Consider the following 16,993-nt stretch of genomic DNA (forward strand, 5'->3'; position numbering starts at 1 on the left):
CCGGGTCGCGGGACGCGGCGCCGGTGCGGGCGGCGTTGGCGTCGGCCGGGGGGCGCGCCGGCCGGGTGGCCGGCGCGGCGGTCGAGCCGCTGCTGTGGGAGCTGATCCGCGAGCCGTTGCGGGCGGCGCTGAAGCGCGCCCTGCGGGAGACGCTGCGGGACGCGGCCCGTCAGGCGGCCGCCGACGCGCTCCGTCTCGCCGCCGAGGCCGCCCGTGCCCCCGCAGACCCTGCGGATCCCGGGGATCCCGGGGATCCGCCGCGGCGTCCCTGACCGGCGCCCGGCCGGTGCGCACGCGTCCTGCGCGAGGGGCGGTTCCGCGCCCGCCGGGGCGTCCCGGCCAGCGCGGCTGACCCGTCGGGACGCGGTTCCCATGGGCCCTGGCGGAGCGTGCGCGTGATCGACGCCTGGCGAGACGGGCCCTCCCTCGGCGCTTCCCTTGCCGCTCCGCGGGCGGGCGCCGGATCCCGCCCGCGGGGAGAGGCCCGGCGGGCGGGATCCGAGGGCGCTCAGGGCCGGGTGTCGTCGCCGCGATCCTCCGCGCGCTCCTCGTCGCGGCCGTCATCGTGGTCGCCGTCGTGCTCGTCGTCGTGGCGGCGGTCGCGCCAGATGACGACGGCGATGACGGCGACCACGATGAACGTCGGGACGAAGAACGGGACGGCGCTGATCAGCGGGTGGGAGGCCAGCAGCCCGTCCGTCCCGGCCGCAAGGACGGTCACCGGGCGGTCTCCGGCACCGGGCCGGCGGCGTCCGCCGCGGCGGGGGAGTCGGCGGGGGTGCGGCGGGAGATGCGGTGCACGCCCCAGCCGAGGGAGATGATCAGGGTGAGGGTGCAGGCGAGCACGACCGACGAGGCCGCCGCCCACCACCAGCCGGGCACGTCGTCTTTGAGCTCGCGCTGCAGGATGGACCGCTCCTCCTGCACCGGCCGGGTGAGGGGGTCGGTGGCGGGAACGGCGGGCGCGTCGATGATCGGGTCGGCCGGCAGGTAGATCGGGACGGCCGCCAGGGACCGGCCGTCGTGCAGGCGGATCATGGTCTTCCAGGAGCCGTCCAGCGGCATCGGCGCGGTGGTCCGGTACACCCCGTCCCCGATCCGCCGCAGGGGGCGGACGTGCAGGTCGCCGCCCTGCCAGCCGGTGATGGTGAGCCAGGCCGGGTCGTCGACGGCGTCGGCCGGGCGCAGGGTGACGGTGGCGTGGGCGGTGCGGCCCGTCCCGGGCACCGGCTCCAGGTCGACGGTGGCCTGCACCCCGGTGGGGACGGTGGTGATCAGGCCGTTGGCGACCGCCGCGGCGACGGCGGCCAGCGCGGCGGCGAACAGGGCGCGGGAGACGGCGGGGCGGGGCATGCGGCCCTGCAGCCCCAGGGCCAGCAGCGCCCCGCAGACGCCGCCGGCCAGGCCGCCGAGGACGGCCATGAGCACGCCTTCGACGAGGATGTCGCCGCTCCAGGGGAGCCGGAACGCCACCTGCGTCCAGGCGTACTGGGCGGCGAAGCCGGCCGTGCCGACCAGCAGGCCGCCGACGGCGCCGAGCAGCAGCGGCCGCCGCGCCAGCGCCAGCGCGGCCGCTTCGATGAGGATCGCCTCGGCCAGGTACATCGGCACGGCCGCCCACAGCTCGCCGATGACGGGGCCGACCAGCACCGCCACGCCGCCGCGGATCAGCAGGTAGAACAGGGCCGCGCCGACGGCGGCGCCGCGGCCGGCCCACAGCCGCACGGCGACCAGGGCGCAGGCGGCGGCCAGGGCGATCAGCAGCGGCTGGAACACCAGCCGGAACTGGGGGACGCCGAAGTCGTACTCGCCCTGGAACACCGACAGCCCGATGAGCAGGCCGCCGCCGGCCATGACGCGCCGCAGGTAGCGCAGGCGTCCGCGGGAGGGGGCGGCCGCGCCCGCGGCCAGGACGCCTTCGCGTTCCAGGACCATCATGGCGATCAGCGACAGGCCCGCGCCGCCGATGAGCATCAGGTGGGTGGGCCCCCACAGGGTGACGTCCTGACCGAAGATGCGGTGCCACACGTCGTCGAGGGGGAAGCCGAGCAGGGCGTAGAACCCGGCGCCGGCCAGCAGCACGCCCCCGGTGGGGGCGTGCCAGCGGCGGGTGATCCGCACCGATGCGGGTCCGGGCCGCTCGCCCTTGGGCAGGGTCATGGCCAGCACGCCCGCGGTGAAGATGCCGAACAGGCCGATGAGGATGGGGTAGTGGGCGAGGTTGGCCAGCGGCCCCTCGTCACGGCCCTGGGTGATGTGCAGGGAGATGTCCCAGTACATGCCCAGCAGGGCGGTCAGCAGCGACCAGAACGCCACCAGCATCGGCAGCGCCGTCCAGCCGGGCATGCCGCGGCTGGGACCGCGGGAGGCGACCGCGGCGGCGAGCCGGTCCAACAGGGCGATGCGGCCGGTGCGGTGCCCGATGCCCAGCACGAGCAGCGCGGTGGTCAGCGCGGCGGCGGCGCCGGTGGCGATGAGGATCTGGTCGAGCGCGGCCCCGCCGGCGGGCGGCGCCTCCTCGGCGATGACGTGCAGCGTGCGCTGCGCCTTGTCGTCCCACACGGCTCGGTTCTCCATTCGGTGCTACGCCCGGCGGGGCGACGCCCCGCACACCGCGAGTATGTCATCCTTTAATGTGTCATTGTCCAGTGTCACGTTGTGTGGTGTCACGCACTGAGCGAACCCCCGGCGAGAGAGGCACCGATGCGCGCACTCCACCCCTCCACGGTCCTCACCCCGGCCACGGCCCTGACCGCGATCCTGGCCGCGGCCCTGCTCACCGGCTGCGGCGAACCCGCCGCGTCCCCCGCCCCCGAACCCACCGCCGCCGCTCCCACCGCCACCGCGCCGCCGACGGCGCCGACGGCGACCACGATCGACATCACCGTCCGCGACGGACGCATCACCCCCCGCCCCGGCCGCATCACGGTCAAGCGCGGAGAACGCGTCCGCATCACCGTCACCTCCGACACCGCCGACGAATTCCACCTGCACGGCTACGACCGCACCCTGACGCTGCGGCCCGGAACGCCGGCGACGCTGGAGCTGACCTGCGACCTGCCGGGGGTGTTCGAAGCCGAGCTGCACCACTCCGGCGCCCGGATGTTCGAACTGCAGGTCGGCTGAGATGGACCCGCTGCTGCTGGCCCACGGCCTGGGCGGCCGCACCGACCTGCCGCTGGACCCCGTCGGCGCGATCATCGGCGGCGGCGTCGCGGTGGCCGCCTCGTTCTGGGCGCTGACCGCCGCATGGAGACGCCCCCGCCTCCGCCCCGACGCCGGCCGTCCCGTCCCGCCCGCCCTGGAGACGGTCGCGCGCTCCCCGGCGGTGACGGCGGCGGGCCGGGCGGCGGCGCTGGCGGCGCTGACCCTGGTGATCGCCGCGGCGTTCCTCGGCCCCGACGACGAACGCCGCAACCTGGCCCCCTGGGCCCTGTACGTGACGTTCTGGGTGGGACTGGTGCCCCTCAGCGCACTGGCCGGACCGGTGTGGCGGCGGATCAACCCGCTGCGGACCCTGCACGCCGCCTGCTGCCGCCTGGCCCGCCTGGACCCGGCCGGGCGACGCCCCGCCCCCGACGGCCTCTGGCCCGCGGCCGTGGGGCTGACGGCCTTCGTGTGGCTGGAACTGGTGGCCCCCCACCGCGCCGACCCCCGCCTGGTCGGCGCGCTGATCTGCGGCTATGCGGCCGTGCACGTGGCGGCCGCGCTGCACTTCGGGCGCGAGTGGTTCGCCCGCGCCGACGCCTTCGAGGTGTACGCCGCCGTGCTGGCCCGCATGGCGCCCATCGGCCGCCGCCCCGACGGACGCCTGGTGTGGCGCACACCCCTCACCGGCCTGACCTCCCGCCCCGACGACCCCCCGCAGCCGGGCCTGACGGCGGTGGCGTGCGTCCTGATCGGCTCGACCGCCTTCGACGGGATCACCCGCACCACCTACTGGCGCGACGCCGTCGACCCCGACGACATCATCGCCGGAACCCTCGGCCTGGCCGCCGCCATCGCCCTCGTCGCCGCCCTCTACCTGGGGGCGCTGCGCCTCACCGCCGCCCTCACCGGACTGCCCGCCGCCTCCCTGCCCGGCCGGTTCGCCCCCACCCTGCTGCCCATCGCCCTCGGCTACACCCTCGCCCACTACTTCTCGTTCCTGCTGCTGGAAGGGCAGATGACGGTGATCCTGGCGAGCGACCCGTTCGGCCTGGGCTGGGACCTGCTGGGCACCGCCGGGAACCGCATCGACTACGACCTGGCCTCGCCGACGCTGGTGGCGCAGGTCCAGGTGAACGCGATCGTGCTGGGCCACATCGCCGCCACCGTCGCCGCCCACGACCTGGCGCTGCGGCTCGGCCCGCCCGACCGCGCCGTCCGCGGCCAGCTGCCGGTGGCGGCGGTGATGGTGGCGCTGACCTGCGCCGGCCTGTTCGCCCTCCTCAGCGGCTGACCGGCCCGGGCGGGACCCGCTGCGCGGCGGCCACCAGCTCATCCAGCAGCGCCGCCACCGCCGGGGGCCGCCCGCCCGCCGCCACCAGCGCGCTCACCCGCCGCGACCCCAGCTCCGCGGCCTCCAGCACCGCCACCTGCGGATCGGTGTGCACCGTGAACGCCAGCCGCGGCAGCGCCGTCACCGCCAGCCCGCGCCCCACCAGCCGCTGCACCGCCACATGGTCGTCGGTGGCGAACGCGATGCGCGGCTCGAACCCCGCCCGCAGGCACGCCCGCGTCAGATGCCCCCGGCACCGCTCGCACCCCGCCGCCCACGCCTCATCGGCCAGCTCCGCCAGCCGCACCCGCCCCGCACCCGCCAGCCGATGCCCGGCCGGGACCGCCGCCAGCACCGGATCCTCCAACAGCGGCACCTCACGCCAGCCCGTCTCCGGCAGGGTCTCCGCATAGGAGAACACCACCGCCACGTCCACCTCGCCGGCCTTCAACGCCGCCACCGCCTCCGGCGGCTCGGCCTCCAGCAGCGACACCGTCACCTGCGGCGCCCGCTCCCGCAACGCCGCCAGCGCATCCGGCAGCAGCCCCGCCGCCGCCGTCGGGAACACCGCCGTCCGCACCCGCCCCGCCCGCAGCCCGGCGATCGCCGCGATCTGCTCCTCGGCGTCGGCCAACCGCGCCAGCACCGCCTCCACATGCTCCACCAGGATCCGGCCCGCCTCCGTCAACCGCACCCCGCGCCCGTGCCGCACCACCAGCGGCGTGCCCACCTCACGCTCCAGCCGCGCGATGTGATGCGACACCGCCGGCTGCGTGTACGACAGCGCCTGCGCGGCCGCGGTCATCGACCCCCGCCGCGCCACCTCCCGCAGGATCCGGGCCCGATGAAGATCCAGCACACCCCCAAAGTATCAACACCGCTTATGAATCCCCCAGAAAACACTCCTTTGCCTAATGCCTCGCCGGTCGGCCAGCATGCACCCATGTCCCACACCGTCACCCTCACCGCCGCCCAGGCCGAATTCACCACCGACGTCGCCTACCTCAACACCGCCACCTACGGCCTGCCGCCCCGCCGCGCCCACCAGGCCATGCTCGCCGCCGAGACCGACCGCTACACCGGGCGCCTCTCCCCGCTCGCCGCCGACGAGGCCGTCGCCCGCTGCCGCACCGCGTTCGCCCGCCTGGTCGGCACCGACCCCGCCCGCGTCGCCGTCGCCTCCCACGCCTCCTACTTCGCCGGCCTGGCCGCCGCCTCCCTGCCCGCCGGCGCCACCGTCCTGGTCGCCGACGGCGACTTCACCTCGCTGCTGTTCCCCTTCCTGGCCCGCCCCGACCTGACCGTCCGCTCCGCCCCGCTGGAACGCCTCCCCGACGCCGTCGCCCCCGGCACCGCCATGGTCGCCGTCTCGGCCGTGCAGTCCGCCGACGGCCGCATCGCCCCCCTCGAGGACCTCATCACCGCCGCCCGCGCCGCCGGCGCCCGCATCCTGCTGGACGCCACCCAGGCCGCCGGATGGCTCCCGCTGCCCACCGACCGCGTCGACCTCCTCTTCGCCTCCGGCTACAAATGGCTCCTCGGCCCCCGCGGCACCTGCTTCCTGACCGGCACCGCCGAGGCGCTGGCGGCCCTCCCGCCGATCGCCGCCAACTGGTACGCCGGCGAGGACCCCTGGGACTCCATCTACGGCGCCCCCCTGCGCCTGGCCCGCGACGCCCGCCGCCTGGACCTGTCCCCGGCCTGGCAGTGCTGGATGGGACACGCCCCCGCCCTGGAGCTCCTCGCCGACGTCGGCGTCCCCGCCATCTGCGACCACAACGTCGCCCTGGCCAACCGGTTCCGCGCCGCCCTGGACCTGCCGCCCGGCGACTCGGCCATCGTCTCCCTGCCCGTCCCCGACGGCACCGCCGAGGCCCTCCAGGCCCACGGCGTCATCACCAGCGTCCGCGCCGGCCGCCTCCGCTGCTCCTTCCACCTGTCCACCACCGTCGACGACGTCGACCGCGCCGTCGAGGTCCTCACCCGCCGCCTGCGCCGCCTCCCCGCCGCCGTCTGACCCGCCGCCGGATCACGGCGCGCCGGTGGGCCGGCGGAGCACCCGCTGAGACAATGACGACATGAGCGAACCCGACGCCATCGAGTGCTGGCTGACCGACATGGACGGCGTCCTGGTGCACGAAGGCCACCCCGTGCCCGGCGCCGCGGAGTTCATCGCCCGTCTGTCGGCCTCCGGCAAACGGTTCCTCGTGCTGACCAACAACTCCATCTACACGCCCCGCGACCTGGCCGCCCGCCTGGCCGCCGCAGGGCTGCGGGTGCCCGCCGCGGCCATCTGGACCTCCGCCCTGGCCACCGCCCAGTTCCTCACCGACCAGCGCCCCGGCGGCTCGGCCTACGTCATCGGCGAGGCCGGCCTCACCACCGCCCTGCACGAGGCCGGCTACGTCCTCACCGACCTGGACCCCGACTACGTCGTGCTGGGGGAGACCCGCACCTACAGCTTCTCCCAGATCACCAAGGCCATCCGGCTCATCGAACGCGGCGCCCGCTTCATCGCCACCAACCCCGACCCCGTCGGCCCCTCCCACGAGGGCTCCCTGCCGGCCTGCGGCGCCGTCGCCGCCATGATCAGCAAGGCCACCGGCGTCGCCCCCTACTTCGTCGGCAAACCCAACCCGCTGATGATGCGCAGCGCCCTGAACGCCGTCGACGGCCACAGCGAGTCCACCGTCATGATCGGCGACCGCATGGACACCGACATCGTCGCCGGCATGGAGGCCGGGCTGCGCACCATCCTCGTGCTGACCGGCGTCACCCGCGCCGACGACATCGAGCGCTACCCCTACCGTCCCACCCGCGTGGTCGACTCCATCGCCGACGTCGTGCCCCTGGTCGACCGGTCGCACCTCGCCCCCGACGAGGACTGACCCCGCCCGGCGGGGGAGCGGACGAGGAGCGGGGGAGCCCCGCAACGGGCGCCCGTCCGGCATCGTCCCGGGCGGGGCCCGCTCCGCGGCGCGCCGCCGCGCCGACCGGAGGCGGTCGCGACCGGTCCGCCCGGGCCCATGACCCGCACCGCCCGCCCCGCACCCTGAGATCACCGAAAGCGACATTGTTGTCACTATGGGTGATAACTGTGGCGATGTGCGTCATGTCGTCCGCCGGTCGGGGGAGCGGCGCGCCGGCCGAGCGCGCCCCGTGGCCGGCGAGGCCCCGTCGACACGGCCGGCCGCCCGGAGAAGAGGTCCGGCGACGGCCGATCGCACGCAGGGGACATCCCGCCGGGGCGGGCCCGTCCGGCCGCGGACCGTGCACGGTCCGCCCGCGCCGCAGAGCCCGAGCCCGGGGGCCGGCGGCACCGACGCGCGCACGGGCGATGACGGCCGGTCCAAGCCGCACCGGATGGGGGCGGCGTCGAGGGCGCACGGAACGGGCCACGAGGGAACGGGCGGGAGCGGCCGCACCGTTCCCGGCCGGATGCCGCGGTCCGCAGAGCCCGCGCCGCCGCGGACGCCGGCGCGGGACGGGCGTCGACACGGGGCCGGAAGGCGCGTCGACTGCCCGACGGCGCGGCCGGGCGGACGAGACGGATTCGACGGTGGAGGAGCGGAAACGTATCCAGGATAATATGTATTATTCCGGATAGATGCGCGGGCGAGGAGCGGGACGGGCCCTCCGCGCATCGCCGCCGCGAGACGCGCACCGCACGGACCCACGGCCGCCCGCGACCGAACGCCCCGCCGCACCGCGACCCGCGAACAGCGCCGAAGAGACCGCGACGACGCCGCACGGGACCGCGAAACGCGAGATCATGCACGCCGAGCACACACCGACAAGGAGGACGCCGGTGGCGGATGCGACGCTGGGGGAACTCGCCGAGCGGTGGCTGGACCACAAACGCGCCTCCGGACGAGGCATGTCGGACAACACCGAGACCGCCTACCGCGCCGACCTCCACGCCTGGGGGCGGGCGCTGGCCGACCACCACGGCATCGACGTGCCCGAGGACCTGGAGCCGCTGCAGACGCTGAACCCCGCGCACCTGACCGCAGAGGCGCTGACCGCCGCGGCGGCCGCGTTCTTTCGGCAGGGCAAATCCCCCGCCACCCGCAGCCGCCGCATCTCGGCCATGCGCGGCTGGTGCGCCTGGCTGGTGCGCACCGGCCACCTGACCGCGGACCCCACCCTCGACCTGGAGACCCCCCGGCTGCCGCGACGGCTGCCGGTGGCGCTGACCGACGAGGAGCTCGGCCGGATCGTCCGAGCCGCCTCCACCCCGCACGAGCGCGCCCGCGGCCAGTGGATCCTGCTGGACCGCGCCCTGATCGCGTTGTTCGCCGGGGCCGGGCCGCGCACCTCCGAGGTCGTGGGCCTGCGCGTCCACGACCTGGTCCGCGACGCCGACGGGGCGCTGCTGCGGCTGCGCGGCAAAGGCGGCGCCCACCGCAACGTGCCGATCGCCCCGGCCGCGGTCGAACCGGTGGACGAGTACCTGGCCGACCGGCGAAGGCGCCTGGGGCCGTTCGAGGACGCCGATCCCCTGCTGGTGACCCTCGCCGGACGAGCGATCACCACCGGGATGATCGAGTACCGGGTCGACCAGTGGTTCCGCCGCGCCGGGGTGCGGCGGCCCGAGGGCGAGCTGGCGCACGTGTTCCGGCACACCTACGCGGTCGGCGTGCTGCGCGAGGGCGGGTCGCTGAACGAGCTGCAGGCGGCGCTGGGGCATCAGAACCTGGCCACCACCAGCATCTACACCAAGGTGGCCGCGGAGGGGCTGCGTGATCTGGCGCGCACCGCGCCGGTGCTGCGGCATCTGCGCGAGACCCGCCCGTCGCCCGCCGCCTCCGGCGGCTGACGAGCGACGCCTCACCGGGCGGCCGGGCCGGTGAGCCGGATCGATGTGCAGGTCCGGTTCACATCGCCCGAGGCGGGTTCGCGAGGGCGGTCGCCGGCCCCTGTCCCCCTCCGCCTCTCGACCAAGAGGGACATTCCGCGCTATACCCAACAGAAGTCAAATTCTGTTGGGTATCGGGTGCGGCGGCACCCCCTGCCGCACGGGCGGCGGGACCGCGACGGCCGGACCCTCCGGCGGCGGGTCGCCGACACGACCGCCCGCCGGGGACCGCCGACACGACGACACCCCCTCTTTCCCCGCCCTCCCCGCTCCCCTCCTCCAAGGACACGACCCGCCCCCCGCACCCGGCACGCCCACCGACCCGGGCAAGACCCTGCCGCCCCCTCCCCCGCGACCGGAGGGACCCCGGGGGCGAAGTACGACGGGTGGGGCGGGTTTGTCGCCGCAGCCGGCTAGGGTGCACGGATATGCGGCCTGCCGAGATCGAGCGCATATCCGTACGACAAGCCGTGGACCGATACGTGGAGCTGGTGCGGGCCAAGACGGTCACGGGCCAGTTCTCCCCGGCGACCGCCGAGGTGTACTGCCGGGACGTGCAGACGTTCGCGGAACTGGCGGGCCCTGAGCGGGTGCTGGACGATCTGGACGGGGCGGATCTGGACGCGGTGCTGCTGGCGTTCGCGCGCCGACCGGACGGCCGGCGGCGACGCGACGCGCGGGCCGAGGAGGCGGCGCGCCCGGGGCGGGCGTCGCAGAGCGCGGCGTCACAGGCGCGGTTCCGCCGGTCGCTGTCGGTGTTCTTCCGGCACGCGGTGACGGCGGGATGGGTGCAGCTGGATCCGATGCGGGCGGTGACGGTGTCGGCGCGGGACCGCGGCGGGCTGCGGGCGGAGCGGCGCGCGTTGACGGCGGAGCAGGCCGGAGGGCTGCTGGCGGCGGCGCAGCGTATGGCCGCCTCACCGTCGACGGCGCGGCGGCGCGATCAGCGCACCGAGCTGCGGGACGCCTTGGTGGTGGTGCTGCTGACGACGGTGGGGCCGCGGGTGTCGGAGCTGACCCGGGCGAACGTGGAGGACTTCTTCGTCAACGACGGGGAGCGGTACTGGCGGATCTTCGGCAAGGGCGGGCGGACACGGGATGTGCCGCTGCCGCGGCCGGTGGCGGCGCTGCTGGACGCCTACCTGGCCGAGGGGCGTCCGCTGCTGGACCGGGGCGTGGAGCCGAAGGCGCTGCTGCTGTCGTGGCGGGGGCGGCGGCTGGCGCGCGGGGATGTGCAGGCGGTGATCGACCGGGTGCTGGCGCGGGTGGAGCCGTCACGGCGGCGGGCGGTGACGCCGCACGGATTGCGGCACACGACGGCGACGCATCTGCTGGCGGCGGCGACGGACATGGACGCGGTGCGGCGGGTGCTGGGGCATTCGGACCTGTCGACGCTGTCCCGGTATCGCGATGAGCTGCCGGGCGAGCTGGAGGCGGCGATGCGGATCCATCCGCTGCTGCATGAGCGTCGCCGCTGACGCCGGCCCGCCCCGACGGCGCCCGGTGCGATCGGCTCGGGCCGGCCCCGGGCTCGGGTCGGACCCGAAGGATGCCGAACGTCGAGGGTCGGCGGTGACGACCGCCGGATGTGGAGGGCGGGGACGGCTCCCTACGGTCGTGCGGTGCGCGGGCGCGGCAGGACGCCTGTGTCGCCGAGGAGCGTGAGGGAGACGCCGGCGACGGATCAGGTGCTGATGTGGGCGAGGGAGGCGGTATCGTCGCCGTGGTTTTATGCGGTGCTGCCGGCGGCGGCGTGCGTGGACGCGTTCTTCCCGGTGGTGCCCAGTGAGAGCCTGGTGATCACGGCGGGGGTGTACGCGGCGACAGGCGGACCGAACCTGGCGGGGACCGTGGCGTGTGCGGCGGCGGGGGCGTTCGCGGGCGACCATGCGGCGTTCTGGATGGGGCGCACCTCCCGGGGGCGGCTGATGGAGCGGTTGCGGCCGGGGTCGCGGCGGGAACGGGCGTTCGGGCGGGCGTCGCGGGCGCTGCGGCGGCGTGGAGGGCTGGTGCTGGTGGTGGCGCGTGATGTGCCGGGCGGGCGCACGGCGGTGACGATGACGATGGGGGCGTCGGGGTGTCCGGGGCGGCGGTTCGCGGCGTTCGCCGCGGTGGCGGCGGTGAGCTGGGGTTCCTATGGGGCGCTGGTGGGGTATGCGGGGGGTCGGGCGTTCGAGGACGATCCGCTGCGAGGGCTCGCGGCGGGGCTGGGGCTGGCGGTGGGGATCACGGCGGTGGAGGGGTGCCGGTCCGCGCTGACGCGGAGGCGGACGCCGTCGGACCGCTGCCCCGCACGTCGCGACCATGATCGGGCGATTCACCGTAAAAGGGTGAACGGGATGTGAACCCCGCCCGTCTGGGAGACGATCTGTCGATGTACGGGCCTTCCGCGCATGGTCGAAGGCCGGGACTTCGAAGTCGAGGGAGAGCATGCAAGCGCCGGAATTCAGCGCCGAGTGGTACCGGGCGATCACCGAGTTCGCCTACGGCACCCCCGCCTGGCTGCACACGGTCGCGGAGATCGGCACCGATGCAGGACTGCTGCTGTTCGCCGTCCTGTTCGCGGTGAGGTGGTGGCTGGCCCGCACCGCCGATGCGCGCGCGATGGCGCTGGCGGTGGCCGGTCCGGTGGTCACCGTGGTCGCCTACCTGATCAGCGAGGTGTCCAAGACCCTGATCGAGGAGGAGCGGCCGTGCCGGGCGGTGGCCGGGGCGATGAACATCGTGGAGTGCCCGGCGGTGGGCGACTGGTCGTTCCCCAGCAACCACGCCACGATCGCCGCCGCGGCCGCGACGGCGCTGGCGGTGGCGTGGCGCGCGGTGACGCCGCTGGTGCTGCCGCTGGCGGCGCTGATGGCGTTCTCCCGGGTGTTCGTGGGGGTGCACTACCCGCATGATGTGGCGGCCGGGTTCCTGCTCGGGTCGGTGGTGGCCGGGGTGCTGGCGGTGGCGCTGGCATCGTGGACGGCGCGGCTGGTGACGAGGCTGCGGGCGCTTCCGGTGACCGGGCCGCTGCTGGCGGCGCGCCCTCCTCGCCCGGCGGGACCGGACGCGCCGGCGTCCGCGGCCCCGGTCCCGGCCGGTGCGGGCGGCGACGCCCACGGCGGCGCCGACACGTAGGAGGCGGATGAGATCCGCGCACTGGGGCCCGGCACCCTCTCTTCTTCGGGTGCCGGGCCCCAGTGCGTCCCGCCCGCAGCAGGGGTGCGGTCACCGGTCGGCGACGCCGACCAGGCCCGCCTCATACGCCACGATCGCCGCCTGGACGCGGTTGCGGACGCCCAGCCGCGTCAAGATGGCGCTCACATACGCCTTGACGGTGCCCTCCACCACGTTCAACCGGCGGGCGATTTCCGCGTTCGACAGCCCCTCCCCCACCAGTTCCAGCACCTGCCGTTCCCGCGCCGTCGACGCCTGGCCCCGGCGTGCCGCCTCCGCCGCCCGCGACAGCCGCGACCCGCCGCCCAGATGGGCGATGACCCGCTGCGCCACCCGCGGAGACGAGAACGCGGCACCCTCGGCGACCGCGTGCACGCCCGCCGGCAGCTCCCACGGGTCCCCGGACTTGAGCAGGAACCCGGCCGCCCCGCCGGTCAACGCGCGGGCGATGTAGTCGTCCTCACCGAACATCGTCAGCATGATCACCGCGGTGGCGGGGACGGCGCGGCGGATCTCGGCGGCGGCCGCCAGACCGTCCATCCGCGGCATCCGGATGTCCAGCAGCGCCACATCCGGCCGATGCCGACGGGCGGCCTCCACCGCCGCGCGCCCGTCGGCCGCCTCGGCGACCACCTCCAGACCGGGATCGGTCGCCGTGATCACGGCGACCCCGGCGCGGATCATCGCCTCATCGTCGGCCAGCAGCAGCCGGATCGTCACGGCGGTGAAGCCCCCTTCGGCATCGCATGAAAGACCTACGGTTCGGCGTCCTCGGCGGACCGGCGGATGATGACGTCCTTGGCGACCAGGCGGTCCCCCGCGAAGCACAGCCGGTACACCTCCCGCAGCCCCAACAGGTCGGCATCAGGCCGGTACAGGACGCAGTCGGTCCCGGGCGGGGCGGGCGGGTCGGTGGGGGCGGCGCCGCCCCACAGGGTGCGGTCGGGCAGCAGCGGGTCGATCTCGGCGCGGGTCTGCCCCACCGTGATCCGGGCGAACGTCGCCGGCGGCAGCACCGAGGCGGCGGTGGCGTGCGCATAGTAGGCCACCATCACCGCCCCCACCCCCGCCAGCAGGGCGGCCGGGGCGGCGACGGTGGCGACCAGGGCGCGGCGCAGCCGGCGGCGTCGCCGCGCCAGTTGCCGCGCCGACACCGTGCCCGCCTCGCCGTCCGGGCCGGCCCCCTCCGAGGCCTCGACGGAGACGGAGGCGGGGCGGGTGTGGGGCAGCGTGGCCTCCACCCGGAACCCTCCGTCCGGCAGCGGCCCGGCCCGCAGGACGCCGCCGACCAGACGGACCCGCTCCCGCAACCCCGCCAGCCTCAGCCCGCCGCCCGGCCCGACGGGCTGCTCGGCTCCCGGCGGGGCGGTATTGATCACCGCCACCCGGGTACGGTCCCGAGAGCGGTCCACCTCCACGGTCACCCGCGCGCCGGGGGCGTGCTTGGCGGCGTTGGTCAGCGCCTCCTGCACCACCCGGTACACCGCCGCCTCCACCGGCGCCGGCGCCCGCTCCTCGGCGGGGCCGCGCATCGTCAAGGCGACCGGCATCCCGGGCGGCGGCGCGCTCCACCAGCTCCCGCAGCGCCGCGGGCCCGCTCGCGGGGCGCAACGGCGCCGCCTCGGAAGGGTCCTGCAGCACCCCGGTGATCTCCTGGAGCCGCTGGGTGGCGGACGCCGCCGACTCCCGCAGCAGCGCCGCCGCCTCACGGTGCCGCTCGTCCAGGTCAGGGGCCAGCTCCAACGCGCCGGCCCGCAACGCGATCAGGCTCAGCTCATGCCCAGGGAGTCGTGCATGTCCTGGGCGATGCGGGCCCGTTCCCGCAGCCGCTCCCGCTCGGCGACGATCTGCTGTTCGCGTTCCAGCTGCTCGGCCCGCTGCCAGCCGGCGCGGACCAGCTCGGTGTACTGCCGCCACGTCCGGCCCGCCAGCCACGGCAGCACCCCCAGCAGCACCAGCCACATCGTCAGCGGGAACCACACCGTCACCGGCACCCCCCGCAGCGTGTTGAGCGTCGCGCCGCCGACGAAGACCAGCGTGAACGCCCACACCACCGGGCGAACATGCTCAGAACGCCGCCCCACCCGATAGGACACCAACGGCAGCGCGAAGGTGAAGTTCCCCCCGACGAGCGGCAGCGCGAACGCCACCGCTCACACTGCGCCCCCGTCCCGCACGACGCCGCGCAGCCCGCCGCGCCGCACCGCGACGAGAGCCGAGAACAGAGCCGAGAGGCGGGAAGGTCACCCCTGCGACGCTACCGCCGACCCGCCGAGGCCAGCGCTGCCGAAAGTCAACCCTCGCCCTCGCCGCAGGTCGGAATCTCCCTTCCGTCGTTGTCCCTGGCCTCGTCGTTACCCCAGCGGGTCAGATACAGCGCCGGCACCCAGGCGCGGGCGCCGTCGCCCTCGGCGTACACCTCGTCCAGGTCCGTCAGCAGCCACCAGTGGTTGTAGGCGCCGCGGCGTTCCCGGCGCGGCCCCCACGCCTTGCAGAACACATAGTGGGTGCCTCTGCGCAGCACGCCCACCGGCCGCCCGTCCCCCGGCTCGCGGTACCCCTCGGCGTCGGCGAAGGTGTCCACCCAGTGGCGGCGCCGCGGCGAGGCCTGCGGGGACTGCAAGGGCTGCGGGGACTGGGCCGCCGGGGCGGAGAGGGCCGGGGAAGGGCTCGAGGTCGCCGCGTCGGGGACCTTCCCGCCCCGCCCCGAGGGCCACAGGGCCGCGATCGCCGCGGCGCCGATCGTGATCACCACACCGGTCAGCGCCCACGGCAGATACGTCCCCGCCCAGACCCGCCATCTGCCGCGGGGCGGGGGCGGCGGGGCCGGCCACGGCAGCTTCCCTCCCGATGCGCCGCCCGGTGCGGCGGTCCGCGGCGCGTGCCGGGGGTCCACCACGGTCTCCGCCGCCCCGCCGCCCGGCGGCGTGCCGCAGCGAGGGCACCCGGCGCCGGCCGCCGCGGACGCCCCACAGGACGGGCACCTCATCGGCATCACCCCTCCCACCGGCCCCTCACCGGCCGTCGAAGGCCAGCCGGACTCCCAGCCCGATCAGCACCGCCCCCGACACCCGCTCCACGGCCCGCCGCACCCCGCCGCGGCGCAGCAGCCCGCGCACCGCCCCCACCGCGAACACCACGGCCAGGTACCACGTCAGATCGATCAGCACCCACAGCACCGCCAGCACCAGCAGCGCCCACGGAACCGGCGCCCCCTCGGGCACGAACTGCGGCAGGAACGACACCGCGAACACCCCCGCCTTCGGGTTCGCCGCGGCCGTCACCACCCCCGTCCGGAAGCTCCTGCGCAGACCGCCCGCCTTGACCGGGCCCGCCGCCGGGCGATCGGTCCCCTCCCCGCCCTCCTCACGGCCGCGTCGGGCCCCCCACAGCGCCTGCACCCCCATCCACAGCAGCACCCCCGCCCCCACCAGGCGCACCGCCTCATACGCCACCCGGGAGGCCACCAGCAGCGCCGACAACCCCAGCGCCGCCGCCACCCCCCACGCCAGCACCCCCGCCTCGTTGCCCGCCAGCGCCGCCAGCCCCGCACGCCGGCCCGACAGCGCGGCCTCCCGCACGATCACCACCGTGCTCGGTCCCGGCGCCATCGACAGCAGCACCGCCGCGCCGCAGAACGCCACCAACGTCTGGGTCATCCCCCCATCGTCACCGGCGTCCCCGACCCGCGCAATCGAATACTCACAGGTCGCCGCCGTCGCCGGGATCGCCCGGATCGCCGGGGGCGCCCGGTGAAGGAGACGACGGCGAGGGCGTCGGCGACGGTCCCGGAGACCGCCGAGACGGCGTCGGCGACGGCTGCTGCGAGGGGGACCGCTGGGACTGGGAGGGGGAATCCGACGGAGGATCGGGCGGCGGCGCCTCCACCCTCGGCCGGCAGGCGAACAGCAGCAGCATCAACACCGCCAGCACCAACAGCATCGCCGCCAGCGCCAGCACCGCCGCCGCCAGGCGACGCTCACCCGCCCCGCCCGGCCGCAGGCCGACCGCCGGCGCCGGAGCCTGCACCGCGGGACCGCCCCCGCCCGCCCAATACGGCAAAAACAGCGGACCGCGCCGCCGGCGCCGGCCCCCCGCCAGCGCCACCGGCTCCAAGAACCGCTCCGCCCCCACCGGGCGGCCGCCCTCGCCATCGGGTTCATAGGCCACCGCCACCCACGGCGCCGGGCCCTCCGGCTGGGCCGCCAGCACCCGCGGCCCCCCGCCCCCGGCCGCCTCACCGGCCTCGCCGTCGACGTCGCGGCGCGGCAACGCCGCCAAGATCGCCGCACGGAACCGCTCCCGCGCCGCCGGATCCGCCGCCGCCCCCTGACGCAGCACCGCCACCGTCGCCTGACGGCCCTGCTCGTCCTCCCCCCAGAACACGATCCCCGCGGGCGTCTCCGCCAGCCGCGCCGACAACCGGAACGGCCCCAACCGCGTAGGATCACCAGACGGCAACGGCCTCGACATGCCGCCACACTAACGCCGCCCGC

General features: G+C 75.8%; 18 protein-coding genes. 9 read left to right on the plus strand and 9 right to left on the minus strand.

Annotated features, from left to right (window positions below):
- Positions 1-272 (plus strand): hypothetical protein (locus EIO00_RS24305; protein WP_206664227.1); only part of this gene is annotated, 272 nt, incomplete at its 5' end.
- 236 nt (positions 273-508) lie between these two features.
- On the opposite strand, the gene EIO00_RS21870 is transcribed toward EIO00_RS24305, so the two are convergent.
- Together EIO00_RS21870 and EIO00_RS21875 are read right to left on the minus strand one after the other, a co-directional pair.
- Positions 509-721, minus strand: a complete 213-nt coding sequence (locus EIO00_RS21870) for a hypothetical protein (RefSeq protein WP_140181959.1) — start codon at positions 719-721, stop codon at positions 509-511.
- The gene (locus EIO00_RS21875) at positions 718-2,577 is read right to left on the minus strand and encodes a hypothetical protein (RefSeq protein WP_140181960.1); all 1,860 of its coding nucleotides are present in this window, start codon (positions 2,575-2,577) and stop codon (positions 718-720) included. Before EIO00_RS21875 ends, EIO00_RS21870 begins: the two co-directional genes overlap by 4 nt.
- 126 nt (positions 2,578-2,703) lie before the next feature.
- Between EIO00_RS21875 and EIO00_RS25710 the strand changes: the two genes are divergently transcribed.
- Entirely contained in the window at positions 2,704-3,126 is a 423-nt protein-coding gene (locus EIO00_RS25710; RefSeq protein WP_140181961.1) for a cupredoxin domain-containing protein, read from the plus strand.
- Position 3,127: 1 nt separating this feature from the next.
- Entirely contained in the window at positions 3,128-4,441 is a 1,314-nt protein-coding gene (locus EIO00_RS21885) for a hypothetical protein (RefSeq protein ID WP_140181962.1), read from the plus strand.
- On the opposite strand, the gene EIO00_RS21890 is transcribed toward EIO00_RS21885, so the two are convergent.
- Positions 4,431-5,339 (minus strand): LysR family transcriptional regulator, encoded by a 909-nt coding sequence (locus EIO00_RS21890; RefSeq protein WP_140181963.1) that lies wholly within the window; start codon positions 5,337-5,339, stop codon positions 4,431-4,433. The genes EIO00_RS21885 and EIO00_RS21890 overlap by 11 nt on opposite strands.
- A gap of 84 nt (positions 5,340-5,423) precedes the next feature.
- Between EIO00_RS21890 and EIO00_RS21895 the strand changes: the two genes are divergently transcribed.
- From EIO00_RS21895 to EIO00_RS21920, 6 genes are all read left to right on the plus strand, one after another.
- Positions 5,424-6,497 carry an aminotransferase class V-fold PLP-dependent enzyme gene (locus EIO00_RS21895; RefSeq protein WP_140181964.1) on the plus strand — a complete coding sequence of 358 codons (1,074 nt, stop codon included), beginning with the start codon at positions 5,424-5,426 and terminating at the stop codon, positions 6,495-6,497.
- 61 nt (positions 6,498-6,558) lie between these two features.
- A complete protein-coding gene (locus EIO00_RS21900) occupies positions 6,559-7,368 on the plus strand; it encodes an HAD-IIA family hydrolase (RefSeq protein WP_140181965.1) in 810 nt (269 codons plus the stop codon).
- A 920-nt stretch (positions 7,369-8,288) separates the two neighbouring features.
- On the plus strand, positions 8,289-9,299 hold the full coding sequence (locus tag EIO00_RS21905) for a tyrosine-type recombinase/integrase (protein WP_161602776.1): 1,011 nt from the start codon (positions 8,289-8,291) through the stop codon (positions 9,297-9,299).
- A gap of 467 nt (positions 9,300-9,766) precedes the next feature.
- Positions 9,767-10,816 (plus strand): tyrosine-type recombinase/integrase, encoded by a 1,050-nt coding sequence (locus tag EIO00_RS21910; RefSeq protein WP_140181967.1) that lies wholly within the window; start codon positions 9,767-9,769, stop codon positions 10,814-10,816.
- 183 nt (positions 10,817-10,999) lie between these two features.
- Complete coding sequence (locus EIO00_RS21915; RefSeq protein ID WP_241661516.1) at positions 11,000-11,683, plus strand: DedA family protein; 684 nt, start codon at positions 11,000-11,002, stop codon at positions 11,681-11,683.
- Positions 11,684-11,768: 85 nt separating this feature from the next.
- Positions 11,769-12,458 carry a phosphatase PAP2 family protein gene (locus EIO00_RS21920; protein WP_140181968.1) on the plus strand — a complete coding sequence of 230 codons (690 nt, stop codon included), beginning with the start codon at positions 11,769-11,771 and terminating at the stop codon, positions 12,456-12,458.
- Between the two features lie 90 nt (positions 12,459-12,548).
- Here EIO00_RS21920 and EIO00_RS21925 read toward each other — a convergent pair whose 3' ends face one another.
- From EIO00_RS21925 to EIO00_RS24315, 6 genes are all read right to left on the minus strand, one after another.
- The gene (locus EIO00_RS21925) at positions 12,549-13,181 is read right to left on the minus strand and encodes a response regulator transcription factor (RefSeq protein WP_206664229.1); all 633 of its coding nucleotides are present in this window, start codon (positions 13,179-13,181) and stop codon (positions 12,549-12,551) included.
- 71 nt (positions 13,182-13,252) lie between these two features.
- Positions 13,253-14,029: an ATP-binding protein gene (locus EIO00_RS21930; RefSeq protein WP_338325947.1), complete on the minus strand. Its 777-nt coding sequence runs from the start codon at positions 14,027-14,029 to the stop codon at positions 13,253-13,255.
- Between the two features lie 237 nt (positions 14,030-14,266).
- Positions 14,267-14,647, minus strand: a complete 381-nt coding sequence (locus EIO00_RS21935) for a hypothetical protein (protein ID WP_140181971.1) — start codon at positions 14,645-14,647, stop codon at positions 14,267-14,269.
- Positions 14,648-14,790: 143 nt separating this feature from the next.
- The gene (locus EIO00_RS24310; protein ID WP_161602777.1) at positions 14,791-15,393 is read right to left on the minus strand and encodes a hypothetical protein; all 603 of its coding nucleotides are present in this window, start codon (positions 15,391-15,393) and stop codon (positions 14,791-14,793) included.
- A gap of 118 nt (positions 15,394-15,511) precedes the next feature.
- On the minus strand, positions 15,512-16,156 hold the full coding sequence (locus tag EIO00_RS21945; protein WP_140181972.1) for a LysE family translocator: 645 nt from the start codon (positions 16,154-16,156) through the stop codon (positions 15,512-15,514).
- A gap of 43 nt (positions 16,157-16,199) precedes the next feature.
- Positions 16,200-16,934, minus strand: a complete 735-nt coding sequence (locus EIO00_RS24315; protein ID WP_161602778.1) for a hypothetical protein — start codon at positions 16,932-16,934, stop codon at positions 16,200-16,202.
- Between the last annotated feature and the right edge of the window lie 59 nt (positions 16,935-16,993).

The organism is Thermomonospora catenispora, from assembly GCF_006363815.1.
Taxonomy (GTDB): Bacteria; Actinomycetota; Actinomycetes; order Streptosporangiales; family Streptosporangiaceae; genus Thermomonospora; species Thermomonospora catenispora.

Excerpts from the sequence above, each read along its gene's own strand:
- EIO00_RS21875 (WP_140181960.1), bottom strand. The coding sequence starts at position 2,577 with ATGGAGAACCGAGCCGTGTGGGACGACAAGGCGCAGCGCACGCTGCAC.
- EIO00_RS25710 (WP_140181961.1), top strand. The coding sequence starts at position 2,704 with ATGCGCGCACTCCACCCCTCCACGGTCCTCACCCCGGCCACGGCCCTG.
- EIO00_RS21885 (WP_140181962.1), top strand. The coding sequence starts at position 3,128 with ATGGACCCGCTGCTGCTGGCCCACGGCCTGGGCGGCCGCACCGACCTG.
- EIO00_RS21895 (WP_140181964.1), top strand. The coding sequence starts at position 5,424 with ATGTCCCACACCGTCACCCTCACCGCCGCCCAGGCCGAATTCACCACC.
- EIO00_RS21900 (WP_140181965.1), top strand. The coding sequence starts at position 6,559 with ATGAGCGAACCCGACGCCATCGAGTGCTGGCTGACCGACATGGACGGC.
- EIO00_RS21910 (WP_140181967.1), top strand. The coding sequence starts at position 9,767 with ATGCGGCCTGCCGAGATCGAGCGCATATCCGTACGACAAGCCGTGGAC.
- EIO00_RS21920 (WP_140181968.1), top strand. The coding sequence starts at position 11,769 with ATGCAAGCGCCGGAATTCAGCGCCGAGTGGTACCGGGCGATCACCGAG.
- EIO00_RS21925 (WP_206664229.1), bottom strand. The coding sequence starts at position 13,181 with ATGATCCGCGCCGGGGTCGCCGTGATCACGGCGACCGATCCCGGTCTG.
- EIO00_RS21930 (WP_338325947.1), bottom strand. The coding sequence starts at position 14,029 with ATGCGCGGCCCCGCCGAGGAGCGGGCGCCGGCGCCGGTGGAGGCGGCG.
- EIO00_RS21945 (WP_140181972.1), bottom strand. The coding sequence starts at position 16,156 with ATGACCCAGACGTTGGTGGCGTTCTGCGGCGCGGCGGTGCTGCTGTCG.